Source organism: Sphingomonas metalli, from assembly GCF_014641735.1.
GTDB classification, from domain to species: domain Bacteria; phylum Pseudomonadota; class Alphaproteobacteria; order Sphingomonadales; family Sphingomonadaceae; genus Sphingomonas; species Sphingomonas metalli.
In genome coordinates, this window is sequence record NZ_BMIH01000007.1 from 21,129 (window position 1) to 41,607 (window position 20,479).

Annotated in this window: 13 protein-coding genes, 2 pseudogenes and 1 other annotated feature; of the genes and pseudogenes, 9 read left to right on the forward strand and 6 right to left on the reverse strand. The window is 65.4% G+C overall.

Annotation, left to right across the window (positions count from 1 at the left end):
- Positions 1-25: 25 nt before the first annotated feature.
- A complete protein-coding gene (locus IEX18_RS17870) occupies positions 26-2,446 on the reverse strand; it encodes a TonB-dependent receptor (protein ID WP_188661080.1) in 2,421 nt (806 codons plus the stop codon).
- Positions 2,447-2,653: 207 nt separating this feature from the next.
- Between IEX18_RS17870 and IEX18_RS17875 the strand changes: the two genes are divergently transcribed.
- From IEX18_RS17875 to IEX18_RS17910, 8 genes are all read left to right on the forward strand, one after another.
- Entirely contained in the window at positions 2,654-3,607 is a 954-nt protein-coding gene (locus IEX18_RS17875; RefSeq protein ID WP_188661083.1) for an NAD-dependent epimerase/dehydratase family protein, read from the forward strand.
- Entirely contained in the window at positions 3,607-4,434 is an 828-nt protein-coding gene (locus IEX18_RS17880) for an SDR family NAD(P)-dependent oxidoreductase (protein WP_188661086.1), read from the forward strand. Before IEX18_RS17875 ends, IEX18_RS17880 begins: the two co-directional genes overlap by 1 nt.
- Positions 4,431-5,738, forward strand: a complete 1,308-nt coding sequence (locus IEX18_RS17885; protein WP_188661089.1) for an MFS transporter — start codon at positions 4,431-4,433, stop codon at positions 5,736-5,738. The genes IEX18_RS17880 and IEX18_RS17885 overlap by 4 nt, the downstream gene beginning before the upstream one ends.
- Before the next feature lie 816 nt (positions 5,739-6,554).
- Positions 6,555-7,430, forward strand: coding sequence for an SDR family oxidoreductase (locus IEX18_RS17890; protein ID WP_188661092.1), 876 nt, complete (start codon positions 6,555-6,557; stop codon positions 7,428-7,430).
- A 42-nt stretch (positions 7,431-7,472) separates the two neighbouring features.
- Positions 7,473-9,560 carry a catalase gene (locus IEX18_RS17895; protein WP_188661094.1) on the forward strand — a complete coding sequence of 696 codons (2,088 nt, stop codon included), beginning with the start codon at positions 7,473-7,475 and terminating at the stop codon, positions 9,558-9,560.
- 167 nt (positions 9,561-9,727) lie between these two features.
- Positions 9,728-11,206 carry an aminotransferase class I/II-fold pyridoxal phosphate-dependent enzyme gene (locus tag IEX18_RS17900; RefSeq protein WP_188661104.1) on the forward strand — a complete coding sequence of 493 codons (1,479 nt, stop codon included), beginning with the start codon at positions 9,728-9,730 and terminating at the stop codon, positions 11,204-11,206.
- A 135-nt stretch (positions 11,207-11,341) separates the two neighbouring features.
- Positions 11,342-11,397: a sequence feature (sul1 is cis-regulatory element that is thought to sense ions involved in sulfur or methionine metabolism; They are found in Alphaproteobacteria), on the forward strand.
- Between the two features lie 59 nt (positions 11,398-11,456).
- Positions 11,457-12,953: a SulP family inorganic anion transporter gene (locus IEX18_RS17905; RefSeq protein ID WP_188661106.1), complete on the forward strand. Its 1,497-nt coding sequence runs from the start codon at positions 11,457-11,459 to the stop codon at positions 12,951-12,953.
- Positions 12,954-13,219: 266 nt separating this feature from the next.
- Positions 13,220-13,861: a TMEM175 family protein gene (locus IEX18_RS17910; protein WP_188661109.1), complete on the forward strand. Its 642-nt coding sequence runs from the start codon at positions 13,220-13,222 to the stop codon at positions 13,859-13,861.
- A gap of 272 nt (positions 13,862-14,133) precedes the next feature.
- Here the strand turns inward: IEX18_RS17910 and IEX18_RS18700 are convergent.
- The 5 genes and pseudogenes from IEX18_RS18700 to IEX18_RS17930 all read right to left on the reverse strand — a co-directional run.
- Positions 14,134-14,373 (reverse strand): annotated as a pseudogene (locus IEX18_RS18700) (hypothetical protein); the annotation flags it as partial.
- 3 nt (positions 14,374-14,376) lie between these two features.
- On the reverse strand, positions 14,377-14,892 hold the full coding sequence (locus IEX18_RS18705) for a hypothetical protein (protein WP_229664703.1): 516 nt from the start codon (positions 14,890-14,892) through the stop codon (positions 14,377-14,379).
- Positions 14,893-15,023: 131 nt separating this feature from the next.
- A pseudogene (locus IEX18_RS18890) lies at positions 15,024-15,563 on the reverse strand (AbiV family abortive infection protein); the annotation flags it as partial.
- A 117-nt stretch (positions 15,564-15,680) separates the two neighbouring features.
- Entirely contained in the window at positions 15,681-16,754 is a 1,074-nt protein-coding gene (locus IEX18_RS17925) for a tyrosine-type recombinase/integrase (protein ID WP_188661115.1), read from the reverse strand.
- Positions 16,755-17,044: 290 nt separating this feature from the next.
- Complete coding sequence (locus IEX18_RS17930; RefSeq protein ID WP_188661119.1) at positions 17,045-18,247, reverse strand: PIN domain-containing protein; 1,203 nt, start codon at positions 18,245-18,247, stop codon at positions 17,045-17,047.
- A gap of 871 nt (positions 18,248-19,118) precedes the next feature.
- Between IEX18_RS17930 and IEX18_RS17940 the strand changes: the two genes are divergently transcribed.
- A complete protein-coding gene (locus tag IEX18_RS17940) occupies positions 19,119-20,390 on the forward strand; it encodes a DEAD/DEAH box helicase family protein (protein WP_188661124.1) in 1,272 nt (423 codons plus the stop codon).
- The last annotated feature ends 89 nt before the right edge of the window (positions 20,391-20,479 follow it).

Here is a 20,479-nt window from a genome sequence, read left to right on the forward strand (position 1 = left end):
CGGGCCGCCCCTCCCCTCTACCCGATTATGGACGGACCGAGAATTGGATCGCGACCGCACGCCCGCGCTCGGTCACGGCGGCGATGCTGCCGGTCGATCCCGTCACCGGCTGGCGGAACGAGGCGGTCAGCCGATCGGTCAGGTTCTTGCCGATCAGCGCCAATTCCCACCGGCCGTCGGCCGGACCGTAGCCGACCGTCAGGTCAACCTTGGCATAGCCGCTTTGCGACAGGAGCGGATCGGCCGTCGCGGACTGAAAGTAGCGCGACGACCAATAGACCAGCGGGCTGACCCGCAGCGATTGGCCGGCGACCGGAAGCGTCAGCGTGGCGCCGACGTTGCCGCTCCATTCGGGCGCGAACGGCCGGCGCTTGCCCGACATATCCTGCGATCGGCAACCGGCGATGCCTGCCGCGATCGTGCAGGGCGCGTTGGTATAGTCGGTATATTTGGCGTCGAGATAGGCGATGTCGGTGCTGAGCGTCAGAATGGGCGACACGCGATAGGTCACGCTCGCCTCGACGCCCTGCGACCGCGTACCGGCGGCGTTGGCGACGACCGAAGTCGGAACCGCCGTGGTGAAGATCAGCGTCGTTTCCTGCAGGTCGCGATAGTCGCTGCGGAAGATGTCGGCGTTCAGGGTCAGGGCGCGGTCGAGGAACACGCCCTTCAGGCCGAGCTCGTATGCGTTCACCGATTCCGGGCCATAATCCAGCGCGAGCGAATTGCTGTTGTAGCCGCCTGCCTTGAAGCCCTTGGAATAGGTGGCATAGGCCATGACGTCGCGGGCCAGATCGACCTGTACGCCGGCCGAGGGCATGAACTTGTCGTCGGTTCGGGTCGGCCGCGGGAACTGGCCAAGATCCGCGCCGATCACCCGCGACAGCGCGACCTGCGTGGCGAGTGGCAGGACCGCATAGGTCTCGCGCCGGCCATTGATCGCGGTGCCGAAGGTCGAGAGGCGGTCGGTGCTCTTGTGGATGCGCGAATAGCGTCCGCCCAGATTGATCCGCACCCCGTCGATCGGCCGGATCGTCGCCGAGGCGAAGGCCGACAGCGTCTGGCTGGTCTCGCGCAGGTCGTTCTGCGCGGCGACCGGCGTTGCGGCGGTGGTGCCCGTCGCGGCGACCGCGGGGACCGCCCCGAAGGTGTTGAAGCCGAAGGCGGCGGTGCGCAGATACTTCAGCTTGCCGAGTGCCGCATAGCCGCCGACCATATATTCGAAGGCGCCGCCGCTTTCCGACTGAAAGCGGACCTCCTGCGACAGCTGATCGTAATATTCGAACGATTCCAGCGTCTGCCCGTCATATCCGTCGACCACCGGGCTGCGGAATGGGAACGGCACCTGGTTGACGCGGTCCTTGGCGAGATGATGGAAATAGGCGGTGATCCCGGTCAGCGTGCCGCCGCCGACATCCGCCGAATTGGTCCAGGCCGTCTCGACGAAGTCATAGTCGGAGAAGGTGGGTGTCTGATCGCTATGTCCGTCCAGCTTGTCGTCGACGGGCCGGCCGCCATTATAGGCGATGAAGCGGGCGCAGGTGCTGGTCGCGACCAGCGTGAAGGGCGCGGGCGGCGGGCAGCCGATCAGCTCGAACGGAAAGCTGTTCTGCGTGCGGGTACGGCCGATATCGACCCGCAGGTCGGACGTGGCTCCGCTGTCCGGCTCCCAGCGCAGCGACAGCCGGCCCTGCGCGCCGTCCTGTGCCGGACCGCGCTGGTCGCGCCCGACCTTCACGAACCCTTCCATGCCGAAGAACCGCGCGGCGACGCGCGCGCTGAGCGTATCGGTGACGGGCAAGGTCACGCCACCTTCGGCATTATATTCGCCATCGGTGCCGTACAGCGCCTGCGCGTTGTAGCTGAACTCCTGCCGGGGCTTGCGGGTCGTGATGTTGAGCGCGCCCGCGATCGCGTTGGCACCGAAGAAGGTGGTCTGCGGTCCCTTGAGGATCTCGACCTGATCGATATCGAACAAGGCGGCGCGAGTGGCGCGCGACCGCGATCGGTAGACGCCGTCGACGAACGTCGCAACGGACTGTTCGAAGCCGGCATTGTTTCCCGAACCGACCCCGCGGACGTTGAGGAAGTCAACCAGCGCGCCCGGTGCGATGCGGACGTTGGGCAGGCGCACGGCGAGATCGGTCAGCGTCTTGATATTGGTCCGGTCTAGCTGCGCACCCGACACCACAGAGACCGCGACCGGCACGTCCTGCAGCCGCTGCACGCGCCGCTGCGCGGTGACGACGATGTCGGCGGCCTCTGCCTCGGTCGAGACGTCGACGGCGGGCGGTGCCGGGTCGGCGGTCGTCGTAGCCGCCGTCGTCGCGGCATCGGCGGGTGGCGCGCTCGTCTGGGCGGCGGCGGCGGTGCCGCCGATCAGCGCGGCGACGGCCAGAGCGTAGCGTGATGCATTGCCGAATCGATCGATGCTGCTCAGGAACATGTACGCCCGTCCTCCCCTATGCGCAGTATGCTGCGGACTTTGTTGCGGCAAGCCTATACATGTTCGGACAAGTGTCAATCTGTCGAGTGTATCTACCTTTCAACACGTATGGACAACCGTTGACAGCCGGCACGCGGGCCGTCATCTCTGATCGTGGGAGAGCGCGATGACGATGACCTACGCCCCGCCACTGCCGGCGGTCCACGCATGACGCGCACGCTTGTGACGGGGGCGGGCGGCTTCGTCGGCCAGGCGCTGGTCCACGCCCTCGCCGCCAAGGCCGATGGCGAGATCGTTGCGACCGATCTGGCGTTCGCGTCTCCGCCTGCATCGGCCGGGGTTCGGTGGCACGAGGAGCGGCTCGACGATCCGGCCGCGATCGCGCGCCTCTTCGCGTCGCCCTTCGATCGCATCGTCCATCTGGCGACGGTGGCCGGGGTGGGATCGGCGCAGTTCGATCTGGGCCGCGCGACCAACCTCGTGGCGATGCAGATGCTTCTGGAAGCCGCCCGACGCCCCGAAGCGCCGCCGCGCTTCGTCTATGCCAGTTCGGTCGGCGTGTTCGGCCCGCCGCTGCCCGACGCGGTCGACGACGCCACGCTGCCGGTCCCGACCACCAGCTACGGCACGCACAAGCTGATCGGCGAGCTGCTGGTGTCCGACTATTCGCGTGCGGGCCTGATCGACGGGATCGCGCTGCGCCTGCCGGGCATCGTCGCGCGACCGGCCGGCTCCGACACGATGCTGTCCGCCTTCCTCAGCGACATGTTCCATGCGGCGAGGCGCGGTGAGCCGCTGACGATCCCGCTGGCGGGCGAGGACCGAACCTGGGTGATGTCGCGGACGCGCCTGATCGACAATCTGCTCCATGCGCTCGACCTGCCTGCGGAGCGGCTGCCGCAGCGGCGATATTGGACCCTGCCGGCACTGGCGGTGCGGATCGATGCGCTGATCGCGGCGCTGGAGCGCGTCTATGGCCGCGAGCGGGTCGCGGGGCTGACCTGCATTCCCGACGCGGCGGTGCGAAGATCGTTCGCACAGGTCCCGCTGGTTGCGGCGGGTGCGACAGCCCTGGGCTTCCGCGGCGACACGGATGCCGATGCGCTGGTGCAGGCGGTCATCGCTGCGTCACCCGATCTCTCTCCGCAGGGCGCGCTGTGATGCATCATTGGACGGATCTACGCGGCCGACGCGCGGTCGTGACGGGCGGCGCGTCCGGGATCGGCTATGGCATCGCGCAGGCGCTGATCGAGGCCGGTGCCGCCGTGATGATCGCCGATGTCGAACCGGCGGCACTCGACACCGCCGCGGCGGCGCTGGGCATCCCGGCCCGGCATGTCGACGTTCGCGAGCGCGGCTCGGTGGACGAGCTTGCCGCGGCGGCCGCCGCCGCGCTCGGCGGCGTCGACATCGTCTGCAACAATGCAGGGATCGGCCCGGCCGGGCGGATCGAGCATCTGTCGATCTCCGACTGGCAATGGATGCTCGACGTCAATCTGTGGGGCGTGATCCATGGCGTGCAGGCATTCCTGCCGCTGCTGAAGTCCAATCCGGACGGGGGTCATATCGTCAACACCGCCTCGATGTCGGGGCTGGCCGCAGCCCCGTCGCTGGGGGCCTATGCCGTCAGCAAATTCGGTGTCGTGGCGCTGACCGAGGCCCTGTCGGCAGAGGAACCGCGGATCGGCACGACGGTGCTGTGCCCCGGCCCGGTGCGCAGCCGGATCGGGGCCAGCTCGCGCAACCGGCCGGCCGCTCCCGATGGCGGGGCGCTCGTGGATCTAGACCTCGATACGGCCGGCATCTTCGGTCCCGACGGGCCGCCATGGCTGGAACCGATCGCGGTCGGGCGCATCGTCGTCGATGCCATCGTGAATCGCCGCCTCTACGCGATCACCCACCCGCAACTCGCAGGCCGGGTCAAGGCGCGCCACGCCGCCATTGAGGCCGCCTTTGCCGAGGCGGCGGAACGCAAGGAACACGCATGACTCCGGCGTCGTCGATCATCGCTCCCGGCAAGGGCCGCAGCATGGCCGTGGTCCAGCTGCTGGCCGTGCTGCTCTGCCTGTCAATGAATTTGATGGACGGGTTCGATCTGCTCGCCATGTCGTTCACGGCGCCGGCTGTGGCCGCCGAATGGACGATCGCGCCGGACCGGCTGGGCCTGTTGTTCAGCGCGGGCCTCGCCGGTATGGCGGCAGGCGCGCTGGCCCTGTCGCCGCTGGCCGACATCATCGGGCGGCGCCGCACGATCCTGCTCTGCCTGGTCTTCGTCGCGAGCGGCATGATCGGCGCCGGCATGTCGCACTCCTTCGCCCAGCTGTCGGCGGCCCGCATCGTCACCGGCATCGGCGTGGGGGCGATCATCAGCAGCACCGGCGCGATGGTGTACGAGTTCGCGTCCGACCGCTATCGCGGGCTGGCGATGGGAGCGATGGCGGTATGCTTTCCCGCCGGCGCGACGCTGGGCGGCGGCGTCGCGTTGCTGCTGATCGACGGCTTCGGCTGGCGCGGCGTGTTCCTGGCCGGCGGCGCGGCCACGGCGGTGCTGATCCCGCTCGTCGCCCTGTACCTGCCCGAATCGCCCAGCTTCCTCGCCCAGACCGGCCACGCCGCCGATGCCGAGCGCGCCCGAGACATGCTGGCACGGATGGAGCGGCCACTGCCGATCGCAGCACGCCCGGCCGAACGCCAGTCCTTCGCCGGCAAGATCGCGGAGATCGTCGGGCCCGGCCTGCGCCGTTCGTCACTGGCGCTGGGCGGATTGTTCCTGCTGGTGATGCTGTCCTTCTACTTCATCATCAACTGGGCACCGAAGTTGGTGACGATGCTGGGTGCCACCGGACGGGATGGGATCGCGGCGGGACTGTACCTGAATATTGGCGGCATGGCCGGCGGTCTGATCGCGGGGCTGGCCATTTCCCGCTATGGTCTTTCACGGGTAACGCAGGTCGCCGTTGGCGCGATGGGATTGGCTGTCGGGTGGTTCGGGATCGCTGCCAGTGCTGGCGGTGCAATCCTCATCAGTTCGGCGCTCGGCCTCGGCTTCACAATGTTCGCGACCATGGCTTCAATATACATGCTGCTAGCAGCAGCGTTTCCGCCCCGCGTCCGCGTCACTGCGGCAGGCCTGATTGCTACAGCGGGGCGGGTTGGTTCAGTGTTGGGTCCACTGGTTGGGGGATCCCTGCTGGCGGCGGGCCTCACGCCCGAGTTGATCTGCATCCTCCTCGCCGTGCCCGCTCTTATGGCCGCAATGCTGGTTCGTCTGTCGCCACCCCTCGGCGAATAGGCTGTACCAGCAAATGACTATGATACAGATCACATAGTTGGGAGCTACATACGGCAAGGTGTCGCTTAACACTTTAGAATGCGCGCGCCTTCTCGACCCGGAGCTCTCCCGCTCCGTCCGCAACGAGGCCTTGCAAACCAGATCTTAACACCATCGGCGTCGACGATTAGGCGAAACTCTCGGAGATGATTGAAGCTGAGGAGTATCGCCGACCGATCGGCCTGTCCAAACGCCTTGAAGATGCTCAGATCTGCAACCTTGATCGTCGTGCGCCCACATCCTGATCCGATAGTCGCATGGTCCTTAACCTGCGCCATGGGTACCTGTGCCGCCTTGCCGTTGGCGCCGCGATTCGCGCGCAGCGGCACAATGAGGGCCGGAAGGCCGGCGCGCGCGGCGAAGGTTCAATGGCGCGGCTCCTTCGCGCGCCCGTATCGATCACGGCCATATCGGCGGCGCCGTTCAGAACCACCGGGACCGCGAGTAGCACTTCTGTCGCCTTGGTCGCGTTGGTCGGCTTGCCCCACAAGCGCTTAATCTTGAGGCAAGGACCCAGTTGCGGTCGTCAGAAGCCCATCAAGAGTTCCCCGACTTCCGCCTCTTGTTCATCTCGATCAGGACGGCCAGAACTGGCCCGAGCGGCGGAGAAGTAGGATTTGGGCTGAGGGGCAGTCGTTCCTCCACTCTGTTGCGTGTAAGCTCGAGTCCCGCCGCGAACAGCGGACTTTTCAAGGCGATCTTTGCACAGGCCCCCCTACACCGGAGCGTTCCGCTGTCCTGCATCGTTGGGCCTCCAGCGCATTAGATAGGACGGCCATGACCGACGATCCCCGCAGCAGCGAACCGACCAGCTTTCCCGACGAGTCAACCCAGCCCCGACCGGGTCTGGAGCGATCGATGCACACCAAGCCGGATCACGGTGAGCATAGCTATGCCGGCAAAGGAGCGCTCGAAGGCCGAGCCGCGCTGATCACCGGCGGCGACTCGGGCATCGGCAAGGCGGTCGCTATTGCCTACGCGCGCGAGGGCGCGGACGTTGCGATCTCCTATCTCGCCGACGAGCAGGCCGACGCCGTGGATACGCGCACCTGGGTCGAGAAGGCGGGTCGCCGCTGCCTGCTGCTGCCCGGCGACATCCGAGACCGCGATCATTGCGCCGACCTCGTCGAGCGCACCGTGGCCGAGTTCGGTAGGCTCGACATACTCGTTAACAATGCCGCCGCGCAGACGATCAACGAGGACCTGTGCGACATCGACGACGACGAGATGCAGGGTGCCTTCGCCGCCAACGTCTTTGCTATGATCCGCCTCGCCAAGGCCGCCGTTTCGCACATGAAGCCGGGTGCCGCAATTATCAACACGACCAGCGTCCAGGCCAAAGTCGCGACCAAGAACATGATCGTCTACGCGACGACTAAGGGCGCGATTTCGAGTTACACAATCGGTCTTTCCAACCTGCTCGCGCCCAAGGGCATCCGCGTCAATGCGGTAGCGCCCGGACCCGTGTGGACGCCGATCCAGCCGATCGCCAAAGATCCGGACGAGCTCAAGACGCTCGGCCAGAACACACCGCTCGGCCGCGCTGGCCAGCCGGGCGAGCTCGCCGGCGCCTACGTCCTCCTAGCCTCGGCGGAGGGCAGCTACATGACCGGAGCGGTGATCCCGGTGACAGGCGGCATGCCGATGTACTGACCCGACCCGCCTCCCATCTTCTTCGATCCCGACAGGAACATCATGACCGACTTTACCGCTCTCAACGCCGGCCACGGCGGCGAAACCCATCAGGTTGCCGATGACGATCATCCGGTTCTCACCACAAACCACGGCACGCCGATCAGCGACAACCAGAACCAGCTGAAGGCGGGAGCGCGCGGGCCCGTGCTGCTGGAGGACGAGGTTTACCGCGAGAAGATCAACCACTTCGACCACGAGCGCATTCCGGAGCGCATCGTCCACGCCCGCGGCTCGGCCGCACACGGCTATTTCGAATGCACCGAGAGCCTGTCCGACATCACCGTCGCTGACCTGTTCCAGAAGAAGGGCCAGCGCACCGACGTGTTCGTCCGCTTCTCGACCGTCGCGGGCGGTGCGGGGTCGATCGACACGCCGCGCGACGTGCGTGGCTTCGCGGTCAAGTTCTACACCCGGCAGGGCAACTGGGACCTCGTCGGCAACAATATCCCCGTGTTCTTCATCCAGGATGCCATCAAGTTCCCCGACCTGATCCACGCCGCCAAGATGGAGGCCGACCGCGGCTACCCGCAGGCCGCGACCGCGCACGACACCTTCTGGGACTTTATCTCGCTGATGCCGGAGTCCACCCACATGATCATGTGGGCAATGTCCGATCGCACGTTGCCGCGCACCTTCGCCAACATGGAGGGGTTCGGCGTTCATACCTTCCGCTTCATCTCGAAGGAGGGGAAGAGCACCTTCGTCAAGTTCCACTGGAAGCCGAAGGCGGGTCTCGCCTCGACGATCTGGGACGAAACGGTAAAGATCGCCGGTGCCGATCCCGACTTCCAGCGCCGGGACCTTTTTGAGCGGATCGAGCGCGGCGATTACCCCGAGTGGGAGCTCGGCGTGCAGCTGTTCGATGAGGAGTTCGCCAACAGCCAGCCCTACGATGTACTTGATGCGACCAAGATCATCCCCGAGGAGGTGCTGCCGGTCCGCATTGTCGGCAAGATGGTGCTCGACCGCTATCCGGACAACTATTTCGCGGAGACTGAACAGGCCGCGTTCGTGCCGAGCCACGTCGTGCCGGGCATCGGCTTCTCGAACGACCCGCTGCTGCAGGGCCGCCTGTTCAGCTACACCGACACGCAGCTGTCGCGGCTGGGCTCAGTCAACTTCCACCAGCTGCCGATCAACTCGGCCAAGGGCCGCGCCGAGGCGGCCGGCTGCCCCTTCATGAACCAGCAGCGCGACGGTCACATGCAGATGGCGGTGCCCAAGGGCCGCGCCAACTACGAGCCCAACAGCCTGGCGAAGGTCGGCGAGCCGGGCGGCGCGCGCGAGGACCCGGACGGCGGCTACAAGACCTTCCCGTCGGAAGAGCAGGGCCAAAAGCTGCGCATCCGGCCGGAGAGCTTCGCAGACCACTACAGCCAGGCACGGCTGTTCTTCCGGTCGATGGACCCGGCCGAGCAGGCCCATATCGCCTCGGCGCTGGTCTTCGAGCTCAGCAAGGTGTCGCTCGAGCATATTCGCACCGCGATGATGGCGAACCTGCGGAACGTCGACGAGAGGCTGGCCAGCCGCGTCGCCGACGGACTGGCGATGGACCTGCCCGACGCCTCGCCGACCGCCGCGCCGGTGCTCGACATGGAGCCGTCGCCCGCGCTCCGCATCATCCGCGGTCCGCTGGAAAAGCACACGCTGGAGGGTCGCACCGTCGGCATCCTGATCGCCGACGGCTCTGATGCCGGTGAAATCGCGGCGGTCACCGATGCGGTCGCCAAGGCCAAGGGCCACGCGCTGCTGATCGCACCCAAGGTGGGCAAAGTGCCGCTTTCGGACGGCTCGGCGGTAGTCGCCGACAAGCAGCTGTTCGGCCAGCCGTCCGTGACGGTCGACGCCTGCGCAGTGATCCTGTCAGCGGAGGCGACCGCCAAGCTGACCAAGGAGGGCGCTGCGGTGCAGTGGGTGATGGACGCGTTCGGCCATCTCAAGGCGATCGGCTACAACGCGGATGCCAAGCCGTTGCTCGACAAGGCGGGTGTCGAGCCCGGCGATGGCGTCACCGACCTCGCCGGCTTTGTCGAGGCGGCCAAAAAGCGCTACTGGGATCGAGAACCGACCGTCCGGACGCTCGCGTAAATGGAAGACGTGGCTGGCTTATGGTTTCTCAAGCTAGCCACGTCGACCCAGAAGCTGCTCCCAGCTCAGGTTGACGATCTCGTGAGCGGAAGCTCGTTCACTTCAACTATCGGTCCGTGAGCCATTCTGAGCGGAGTCGTCTGGCGCTATCGCGCGTTTGAAGAAGCATGGACCAGAAGCAAACACCCATTCTCGAGGCGCTCGCGACGATGGAGCGAAGGCCGGTCCGCGGCTTCGGCGCTCCGGGACACAACCTAGGCCGAGGGGCGGCGCGCGACGTTCGCAGGCTGCTCGGGTCACGCGTCTTCGAGGCAGACGTGATCACGCCCAAGGGGCTCGATGACCGGACCGAGGGTGCGCACGTCGTCCAGCGAGCCCACGAGATTGCAGCCGAGGCGTGGAACGCTGACTTCTGCCGGTTCGTCACCGGCGGGTCGACGCTGAGCCTCCACATGGCGCTGGCCGCGGTCGCTCGCGCTGGGGATACGGTGCTGTTCGCCGCAAACGTTCACAAGGCTGAGCGAGCTCACGCGTTGGCGGCGGGACTGGATGCTCGCATCGTGCCGGTCATCGTCGACGAGGCTTGGGACATCGAGCACGGCGTCAGCCAGAACGCACTCGCCGCCGCTCTGGATGCCAATCCAGCTGCCAAGGCGTTCGTAGTCGTATCGCCGACGTACTATGGCGTCACCAGCGACATCGCCGCCTTAGTCGACCTATGCCACCACCGTGGCGTACCCTTAATCTGCGATGCGGCCTGGGGCGGCGCTTTCGCTTTCTGTGAGGCGTTGCCGCACGATGCGCTGACCAAAGGCGCAGACGTCGCGGTGTACAGCATGCATAAGACCATGGGTGCGCTGACGCAGGGCTCGGCACTACTTGCGCGTGGCGAGTTGGTCGATCAGCAGCAGCTGTGGATGGCCTACGAGCTATACGAGACGACGAGCCCGTCGGTGCCGATCCTCGCTAGTCTCGACGCTGCACGGCGCGATCACGCCGTCGATGGCGAAGCCACATGGAGCGCAACGATCGCCCGGGCAAAAACTCTGCGTGAACGTATCGCCGCAATCGATGGCCTTCGCGTCCTTGGCGAGCCAGATATCCCGCCTGGAGCCGAGCTCGACCCCACCAAGGTGCTGATCGACGTGTCCGCGCTTGGCGTTTCGGGCTATGCGATCGACGACTGGTTGAACGAACATCACCGGATTTGTGTCGGGCTCTCCGATGGGCGCCATTTGCTGGCGATCGTCTCAGTCGGAACCACATCCAGCGACGTCCGCGCGTTAGCGAAAGGTTTGGCTGACTGCGTCGCACGGCTCCGCTCCGGCGATCTTGACCTGCCGTCCGCCGCAGACGCTCCATGCATCGCGACTTTGTCGACACAGATGGCGATGGACCCGGCCGAAGCCTTCTTCGGGCCGGTCGAGCAGGTCGCGCTGACGGAAGCGGCAGGTCGCATAGCCGCGGAAACCATCGCGCCCGCCCCACCAGGCGTGCCGCGCCTCGTACCTGGCCAGCGGATCACCGCCGAGCATATCGCCTGGCTAGTCGCGAACCGTCATCTCGGCATGTTCTTGCTCGACCCAATCGACCCTTCGGAGAAAACAATCCGGTGCACCGTTGCAGACGCGTTGTCCGCGGATTGACCCAAACTCAGTCATTCGTTGGAGCTCGCGCTGTTCTCGCTTCCGGTCGCCCGTTCATGAGCCGCCCGCTTTGCCTGACTCCTCGCGCGCTTAGTTGCGCTCGGCGCGAGCCTCACTTAATGGCCGCAGCAATCGCAAGGACCCGGTGAGATACCGGGTGGCTATTCCGGCCGCCAATCCGCCGGACAACATCACACATGCAACCTGACTGCGCCGCTCGCTGCGCCATGTGCCCTGATGTGGACTTTCCATGACATTCGATTTCGCTTCCTATCGCCGCCAGTGGTTCACTGACGGCGCCGCCGCCCGCCGCGATGTCCTGGCGGGCATCGTGGTCGCGCTCGCCCTCATCCCGGAGGCGATCGGCTTCTCGATCATCGCCGGCGTAGACCCGCGCGTCGGCCTCTACGCGTCGGTGGCGATTGCCCTAACGATCTCGCTGATCGGTGGCCGGCCTGGCATGATTTCCGCGGCGACTGCGGCAGTTGCCGTCGTCGTGATCCCGCTCGTCCGCGAGCACGGCGTCGAATACCTCTATGCAGCGACGATACTGATGGGGCTCATTCAGATCGCCGCGGGTATGCTGCGGCTCGACCTCGTCATGCAATTCGTATCCCGCTCGGTCATCACGGGCTTCGTCAACGCACTCGCCATCCTGATCTTTATGGCGCAGCTGCCCCAGCTGACCAACGTCGGGTGGGATACCTACGCGATGGTCGCCGCTGGCCTTGCCATCATCTACGGCCTGCCGCGCGTCACCAAGGCGGTGCCCTCGCCGCTGGTTGCAATCCTGATCCTCAGCGCGATCAGCATCGGCATGGGCCTTAGCGTCAACACAGTCGGCGATATGGGCAAGCTGCCCGAAGGGCTGCCCAGCGTCGCTTTCCCGAACGTGCCGCTGACGATCGACACGCTGCGGATCATCCTTCCTTATTCCCTGACGATGGCTGCGGTCGGCCTGCTGGAATCGCTGCTCACCGCACAGATCGTCGACGACATGACCGATACCGACAGCGACAAGCGAGTGGAGTGCGCCGGCCAGGGCGGATCGAACATCGTCGCCGCGATCTTCGGCGGCATGGGCGGCTGCGCGATGATCGGCCAGTCAGTCATCAACGTCACTTCCGGTGGTCGCGGCCGACTGTCGACCTTCGTCGCCGGCGGCTTCCTGCTGTTCCTGCTGGCGGTGCTTGGTCCCTATGTCGGGCGCGTGCCGATGCCGGCGCTCGTCGCCATCATGATCATGGTGTCGATCGGCACCTTCAGCTGGAACTCGATCGCCAATCTGCGCCGTCATCCGCCGACCTCATCGATCGTCATGCTGACGACGGTCGTGGTGGTCGTCGCAACGCGAGATCTGTCGCTTGGCGTGGTCGCTGGCGTGCTGCTGTCCGGCATCTTCTTCGCCGGCAAGGTGCAGCGGATGTTTTCGGTCGAGCGCGAGGAAACGGCAGACGGTATCGGGGCAACCTATCGAGTCACCGGCGAGATCTTCTTCGCTTCGGTCAACCGGTTTACCCACGCGTTTCAGGCGGAGGGGCCGACACGACGGGTAGTGATTGATGTGACCCACGCTCACTTCTGGGACATTTCGGGCGTCGGCGCGCTGGACAAGATCGTCGCCCGCTTGCGTCGTGACGGACGTGACGTCGAGGTGATCGGGTACAACCAGGCCAGCGCCGATCTCGTCGACCGCTTCGCGTTGCACGACAAGACTGGCGTCGAGTTGGGATTGTCGCCGCATTGACCCAGAATCAGACGTTCGCGCCGTCTTCGTTGCTTCTCAACTTCAGACGTTCAGTCATGTTCGGAGCGGGAGTCGTGCAGCCAGCATCGGCGCAGGCCGGGCGGTCGTTAGTTGTCCCGAAAACGATCGAATAACGGGAAAGCGGGGGGCTTCTCGCAACTCACCTGCCGATAGTAATGTGAGAAGGGCGCTCCCACTTCGATCGCCATACGCTTCGCCTTGCCTCCATGTGGGCAGGCGGTGAAGATGCCGGCTCGGGGGTGACGATGATAAATGATCGCGAACACGCGAAGCTCGAACGGCTGACCTTCTTCTCGGACGCGGTGTTCGCCATTGCCATGACGCTGCTGGTGATCGAGGTGCGCCTGCCCGAGCTGCACGCGGCAACCGATCACTCGCTGGCGCAGGCGCTGGTGGACCTGCTGCCGAACTATATCGGCTTCATCATCAGCTTCCTGGTCATCGGACGCTTCTGGACCGGCCACCATCGCCTCATGGCGATGATCGATGCGGCCGATCCGGCGTTGGTGCGCGCCAACCGTCTGCTGCTGATGGCGATCGCCTTCATGCCGTTCCCGACCGCGGTGCTGAGCGACTATTCGCTGCTGCGCGTCGCGATCGGCTTCTACACCGCTTACCTGCTGGTCGTTGGCCTCGCCAACGTTCGGGTCATCAAGGTTGCCCTGCGCCACCTGTCTCGGGACGATCCAGAGGCTACGGAGGACGCCCGCCAACTTCGCCGCTCCATGTGGTCGCCGATCGTCATCGCCGGCGCGGGGTTTGCGGCGGGCATGGTGTCACCAGCGGCCGGGCTGATCGCGATGATCGTGGTGACGCCGTTCGTCCTTCTGATCCTGACCCGGCTCGGCAACCGTGGGATGAGGCCGGTCGAGGCGGGGCAAGGGTGATGGCGTCTGCGTTTCACACCTCTCCTGGACGCACGCCGGTCGTGCGCCCCGAACGGATCGACCGGGTGCTGTCGATCGGCGCGGCTGTGCTGTTCGCCGCGGCCGCAGCCGCGATCGTGCGCGGCCACGCGCAATGGCAGATGGTGCCGCCGCTGATCTGGGTCCACCTGACGACTATCCTCGTCGCGACGGCGCTGACCCCGGTCATGCTCCTGCGGGTAGGCGGCGGCGGTCGTCTGGGGTGCACCCTTGTAGATGGCGGCGAGCATCGCTTGAAGATCGTCGCGCCGCTTCACGGCGTCGTCGTCCGAGATTCGCCGCATACGCAAGTCGGTCAGCAGCGACAGGTACGATTCCCTGATCGGCCACAGCCTCGCCGCCGCATCCCGATGCTTCTGCGAAGTCCCGCCCAGATCGAAGCAGCGCAGCGCGCTTCTGCTGGTACCATCCATCCCGGCCCGGCTCGAACGCAACCTCCTGATCAACCCGACGCACGGGGATGCCTCCGGCATCTCCTATGACCTGCCGGAGCCGGTATGGTGGGACGAGCGGCTGTACGGTTGCGCCTCGGCGATCGCCACATCGTTCCGATAGGCCCGGATTCGCTCCGCGTGCGCAGCAATCTGACGGATGTCCACGCACCCGAGTTCATAGGCCGTCTCGTCCAGCCCCACTTCGGCAAGGCGAGCTTCGAAGGCCAAGCGCCCCTTCTCCACCTCGATTTCGGCCTGCGCGACGGCATCGATCGCGCCGAGCACCTTGGCGCCGGTAATGTCCCTCGCCGTTGCAGCGTTTCGTAGAGCTTCCTCCGCTCCCGCCAGCGCCTCACGCAACGCCTTGATCGATAAGGCGATGGCCGCGCCTTGCCTCGGCTGTTCTGACGGCGGCTTCGGCGAGGTCGGCCGTCCGCACAGCGCCGTCGAGGCGCTCGCGGGCAGCGCGCATCTCTGTCTGGAGCGCACGAGAATCGCCTTCGCCGTGTGCGGGAGACGGATGCTCCGCGCTCCCGCAGACAGGACAGGGTTCGCCATCGGTCAGGTGCATACTCGCCAGAACCTGCGCCTGCGCGTTGATGAAGGCCCGTTCTGCGGCGGTCGCTCCCAGGCGTGGAGACGACCGCGAGCGATGTGTCGGTGTCGAGGTAGAGGCCGGACTGCCGGAGCTTTTCGAGCTGACCTTGGTGAACCGCTTCGGCGATTTTCAAGAGCCAGCGTTGCTCGATCCCAAAGACCGCCTTCTGGTCGTCCGTCATGCGCGCAAACTGCGGTATCAGTTCCGCGCGCAGCGCCTCGCGGAGTTCCGGGCTCATCGGCGGCAACGGCGCATTGTTGCCAGACTTCAAACCAAGGACCTCGAACCGGTCGGCGATCTTTCTCTGCACCCCTTCCGTATCGAGCTGATACTTTTGCGTGAACGAAACCTGCAAGACGAAGAATGCCATAAAGTGGCGGTAGCTATGGTTGCTGTGCATCTTCTTCGGCTTTTCCCAGCCGTTCTCGACTATGTGACCCTTGCCAGCCTCCTCGAACGCCAGAATTGCTAGGCTAAGCGCTGAGCCTGCGCTGCCACTCTCCTGCAGCAGACGAGCATCGTTCAGAAGCCGCTTCACGTTGCTGATGATAGCCGCGAGCGCTGTAGACTTCGCGTCGTTTGCTGAATGGATCATCCCCTCCACCACATCTGTGTCCGCGGCCCCATCCATGCTGATGAACGTGAACGACTGTACTCATCGCGGATGACCATATGAAGGCCAGACAGGCGGCTAGCTCAACGCCACGCGTCAACACGCCAGGGAACGAGACTGGAAGTGATCCCGTATTCAACTGAATGTACGGCCGAAGCTGGCGAGCGGACAGGGTGGGCTGATCGGCCGATCGTGGTTCAGGTCGCCGCCCGTTTGCCGCTTCGCCTCACTGGCTTTCGCCACTAAGGGTGCGACCAGGGGGCTTGCATGGCGCTTGACCTTCAACAGGGTCATATCCGAGAGCTGGTTCTTCAATCGCTGGCCGGGGAAGACCAGATCGCTGCACGGCGCGCGGAGGGCTTCGGCGCGCCGGAACACGTCGACCGCTTCGGGTGCGAGGGGCACATGGTGAACTTTGCCCATCTTCATCCGCTCGGCCGGGACGGTCCACATGCCGGCTTCCAGATCAACCTCGTTCCAGGTCGCGCCGCGTATCTCACCGGAGCGCGCCGCTGTGAGGATCAGGGCTTCCATGGCGAGCCTTCCCACCGACGATCGCTCACGCAAGCGGGCGATCAGCTTAGGCACGTCGGTGAATGGCATGGCGGCGAAATGGCCGGCCTTGCGGGGCTGCCGGGGCAGCCCTTTCGACAGAGAGCGCATCGGTGCTTCGGTCGGGCGATAGCCCTTGGCGTAGCTCCAATCGAGGACGGCACCAATGCGCTGGCGGACGCGTCGGGCAGTCTCCGGTTTGGCGAGCCAAATGGGAGCGAGGACGTCGCGGATGATCGGGCCTTCGATGTCGTTGACCAGCCGATCGCCGAGTTTGGGGAAGGCGTAGGTGGTCAGCGTGTTGATCCATTGATCCTGATGCTTGCCGTTCTTCCAGGCGGCTTTGTGCTCCTCGTGCACGAGCGTCGCAGCCTCGCGGAAGGAGGGGACCGGGTCTTCAACCTTCTTGCGTTCGGCGATGGGATCGAACCCTTGAGCAATCTGCCGCCGCAGCTCGGCCGCCTTAACGCGGGCCTCGGCGAGGGTTAGCACCTTGAGCGATCCGAGTCCGATGTCGCGACGCTTCCCGTCGATCCGTGCGCGGAGCATCCAGCTCCGTGCGCCGCCGGTCGCGACGATCAGCATGAGTCCGTCGCCGTCCGTGTACCGGCCCGGCTCCGTCAGCGTCTTGATCTTCATGGCAGTGAGCTGGCCCATCGCACCTCTCCTTACCCACCATTTTTCCCACCAACGGTGGTGGGAACGGGTGGATGGCTGCGGATGCGAGCGGACGCTCCAACAGCCAAGAACTGGCTGTTTTTAGCGGGTTTAGCTGGATTTTAGAACGCCCGAAAAGGGCGCAAGTGGCGGAGCGGGAGGGATTCGAACCCTGGGTCCTAAGACGCTTATTTCGGCACTGTCTCGGCCACCGTCTCAAGAGCGAGTGCCCCCTGTGGTGCCCCCCCCCTTCTGTCGATTGGTGCCCAGCAGCTGGGCACATGAAACTTTTATTCGGCTGGCTGGTCGGCCTGATCGTTGCCGGCGTCGGCAGCGCCCGCTTCGTCGCCTTCTGCCTCAAGCTCAAGTTGTAGCTGATCGTAGTCGTCGTCGTCACCGCCGTAATCGATCTCGACCTCGCCCATGTCGACGCTGCCCAGCGCATCGATGACCTCCACCCCGATGACCTCGAGCTGGTCAGGGGCGCCATCGATGGCGCCGGCTATAGTGAGGAGCACGGAGGCCTCGAAGGTTTCCTCGGACGAGGCGGAGGTGCCTCCCATGCTGAGTTCCTCTCGATCAATGCTGTCCCAGAGGTAGAGCGAGAAGTCGGCGTTGGCCGTCGCCGAGATTTCCATCTCAACGCGCACGACCGTCTCGTCTGCGGCGAGACGGACGATCGTCATCGCATACTGCTCCCCGGCCTTCACGAGCTCGAAGCTGCCGAACTTGAGTTCGGTCTGATCTACCTCGTAACGGATCGAGGACCAGGCCTCCACGTCGAACTCCCAGTCGACAAGCGCATCCGACAGCTGGTCGTTGATCGACGCTTTCGTCTCCTCGAGGGCGCCATCGTCGATCGCCTGCAGAAACGCTTCGATCGCTACGGTGGCAGCCTCGGTGTGCTGCTGCACGATTCCCAGCGCGGCGGCTAGGTCGCCCTCGACGAAGACGTGCTCCGATGCCTCGGCGAACGCCTTCCAGCCGTTGTCGCCGCTGGCCGCCAGGATGGTCTTCCCGGAGGAGCGCGCCCATTCCTGGAGGCTCAGTAGCGCCAGTGCGTCCGGGAATTCGTGTTTCTTGTCGCCCGTCGCCTCGAACGGTGCGGTGGTCTCGAAATACGATTTCACCAAGTCGTCGATGCTGCACAGCTTGGCAGGAACAGTCTCCGCCCCGGTGGCTTCGAGGAAAGCGGATAATCGCTTGCGCGCAACGGCGCGGGAATCCTTAAGCGCCGCGACCGCCGCCTCTCGGCTGGGCTCGTCCATGAGACCGGTCGCGAACGCACGGTTCACAGCGGCGAGTGCCATGTCGCGCGCTTTCTTGGTGCTAAGCAGGAGGTGCTTGAGCGTCTCTCGGACGACTATCTCGGAAATGATGAATTCGGTTGGGCCATCCTTGAACTGTTTGAGCTGGGCCAGAAGACCCGCCTCGAAGTCCATCCCGCCCTGGATAACGGCGTTGGTGTCGATCGTGAACGCATCGTAGGGCATCGCTGAACGGTATCAGGCCGTGCCTCGTGTGGCGAGCCGCAAGCAAGCGACGCGAACAACGTCGGGTCGGCTACGCCGCACATCGAGACGGACGCTTCGACCATTCACCGCCGTCGCCAGCTTTTACGGTGTTTTTCGGCTAACCTGACCAGGTGCGGTGCTGCTGAGCCTCGGGACAACAATGCGACAGGATGGAACCACCGACGGTGCGGAAATGAGTCGACGTGCGGCGATGCGTCGCATGGCGCTTGCGTTGGCGGCGATCCCGATCGCGGCATCTTCGAACGGAGCGATCGCCTCGAAGCCGCCACGTCGCCCGACCGTGCTGTTCCTTCATCCGCTCGCCGGGAGCCCCGCGCATTGGCGCCTGCAGATGGCTCACCTGCGCGGCGTAGCGGCTGTCTCCGCCCCATCGTGGCCCGGGCACGGCGACGTTCCGATTCCGAGCGGAGCGCCGTCCTTCGTGGCGCGGCGCTGGCCAAGCGCTTGGAACTGCCAGGTGACAGAAAATTGGTGATGGTAGGCCACAGCGCCGGCGCCTCGATTGCGCTCGCGCTAGCTAACCGACTGGGCGACACCGTCCAGAGTCTCCTCCTGGTCGATCCCAGTGGCGACATGCGTCAGGAGGCACCTGATGAGGCCAAGCGGACCGACGCCTTCCTCGCCGCTCTCCGCTCGGAAGAATATGGCGATACCGTGCAATCATACTGGCGTGGCGCTCTGCGCGACGCGAAGCCCGCGACCGCGGCTCTCGACTTGATCGACCGGATCATCAGCGGAGAGATACGCTCTTGCAGCCGGTGTGGACGAAGGCATAGCCAGAGCGGAGGCGGCAGAAGTCGCGATGCAGGTGCCTGGCGAGCGCCGATGAGTGGACGAGGACGGCGTGGGCGCGACAGGATCGACGAAGGGTAAACGCCGCACGGCGGCGAATGGTGGCGAGCCGGCGGCGCGGCTTCGGCCGAAGGCCGGCAACCCGGGTTACGCCGGCTATGAATACCAGATCACCGTGAGCGTCTGGGTCGGGCTCGACCTGATGCTGGTGAAGGGCGCCGCCAGCCAGGTCTCCATCGAACCGCGCTCGGACGAGGACCTGGAGGCGGCGGTCGCCGATCCGGACAGCGGCCTGCTCGAGAGCACCGCGGCGGGTGACGGCTTCGATCTGGTGCTGCAGGCGAAGACCCGCTCCGGCGCACCGTGGACGGCCGCGGCGATCGCCGACGTCCTGCTCGGCAAGGGCAACGATGACGCCAGCAAGGGCGGCAAGCGGAGCCGGCCGCTCGCGATGCTAGAGGCCGATGAGCGGCGCCGCTACGTCTTCGTGACCAACGAGGCGTCGGGCGACGCGCTCCGGGCGCATGAGGGCGACCACCTATTCGACTTCGCGGAGCCCACCGACCTTCCACCCCACGCCAGGGACGATTTTGAGCCCGAAGCTCGGAAGGCTCTCGCCCAGCGGGTGCTGCTGCTGACAGGTCTAACCGAGGAGGTCCTGCTCGGCCGCATCTCCACGCAGCTGGAGCAGCATGGTCACATTCCACAGGCCAAGCATGCCGAGTGCGTGCGCGACCTGCGCGATCTGGTGCGCGAACGCATCCGCGGCGGACACGGTGGAGTTTGGAACAGGGACGAGCTGGTCGCGGTGCTCGTGGCGCACGGCGGCTCGATCGCGCCGCGGCGCGACATGGATCACTACGTCCGGCCGGCATCTTACGAGGCGATCAAGCGCAAGCTGGAACGCGAGCACGCCGTTGTGATCGCCGGCCCGTCGGGCACGGGGAAGACCTTGACGGCAGACATCCTCGAACTCGAGTTGCGTAGTGGCGTCCCAGCGTTCGAGGTCGTCGGCGAAGAGCATGGGCCCGGGCCGGTCCGACGCTCGCTGTCGGATGGGCGCTCGGTCCTATTCCACCTCCGGGATCCGTGGGGCGGGAACCGGCTTACGCCTGGCGCCGATCGCTGGAGCAGCGAGCTGCCCAAGCTGCTGGAGCTGGCAGGCGCCGGCAAGAAGTTCCTGGTTACCTCTCGTTCCGATGTGCTGGACAGCGCCGGCATCCAGCTGACCCGTGCGCTCGATCCCTACATCGAGTGGATCCGGCTAGAGGATTACACTCCTTCTCAGCTTGCCGAGATATATGTGTAGGGCGGTGACAAACCCGGCCACGGGAGCGCCGGCATAGGTGCCGGTGCGGCGGAGAGAAATCCTGCCAGTGGTAAGCTGCTCCATTTGGG

Bases quoted from the DNA above. Each gene is read 5' to 3' on its own strand.
- IEX18_RS17885 (WP_188661089.1), top strand. From the start codon at position 4,431: ATGACTCCGGCGTCGTCGATCATCGCTCCCGGCAAGGGCCGCAGCATG.
- IEX18_RS17895 (WP_188661094.1), top strand. From the start codon at position 7,473: ATGACCGACTTTACCGCTCTCAACGCCGGCCACGGCGGCGAAACCCAT.
- IEX18_RS17900 (WP_188661104.1), top strand. From the start codon at position 9,728: ATGGACCAGAAGCAAACACCCATTCTCGAGGCGCTCGCGACGATGGAG.
- IEX18_RS18705 (WP_229664703.1), bottom strand. From the start codon at position 14,892: ATGGCGAACCCTGTCCTGTCTGCGGGAGCGCGGAGCATCCGTCTCCCG.
- IEX18_RS17905 (WP_188661106.1), top strand. From the start codon at position 11,457: ATGACATTCGATTTCGCTTCCTATCGCCGCCAGTGGTTCACTGACGGC.
- IEX18_RS17870 (WP_188661080.1), bottom strand. From the start codon at position 2,446: ATGTTCCTGAGCAGCATCGATCGATTCGGCAATGCATCACGCTACGCT.
- IEX18_RS17910 (WP_188661109.1), top strand. From the start codon at position 13,220: ATGATAAATGATCGCGAACACGCGAAGCTCGAACGGCTGACCTTCTTC.
- IEX18_RS17930 (WP_188661119.1), bottom strand. From the start codon at position 18,247: ATGCCCTACGATGCGTTCACGATCGACACCAACGCCGTTATCCAGGGC.
- IEX18_RS17880 (WP_188661086.1), top strand. From the start codon at position 3,607: ATGCATCATTGGACGGATCTACGCGGCCGACGCGCGGTCGTGACGGGC.
- IEX18_RS17875 (WP_188661083.1), top strand. From the start codon at position 2,654: ATGACGCGCACGCTTGTGACGGGGGCGGGCGGCTTCGTCGGCCAGGCG.
- IEX18_RS17925 (WP_188661115.1), bottom strand. From the start codon at position 16,754: ATGGGCCAGCTCACTGCCATGAAGATCAAGACGCTGACGGAGCCGGGC.
- IEX18_RS17890 (WP_188661092.1), top strand. From the start codon at position 6,555: ATGACCGACGATCCCCGCAGCAGCGAACCGACCAGCTTTCCCGACGAG.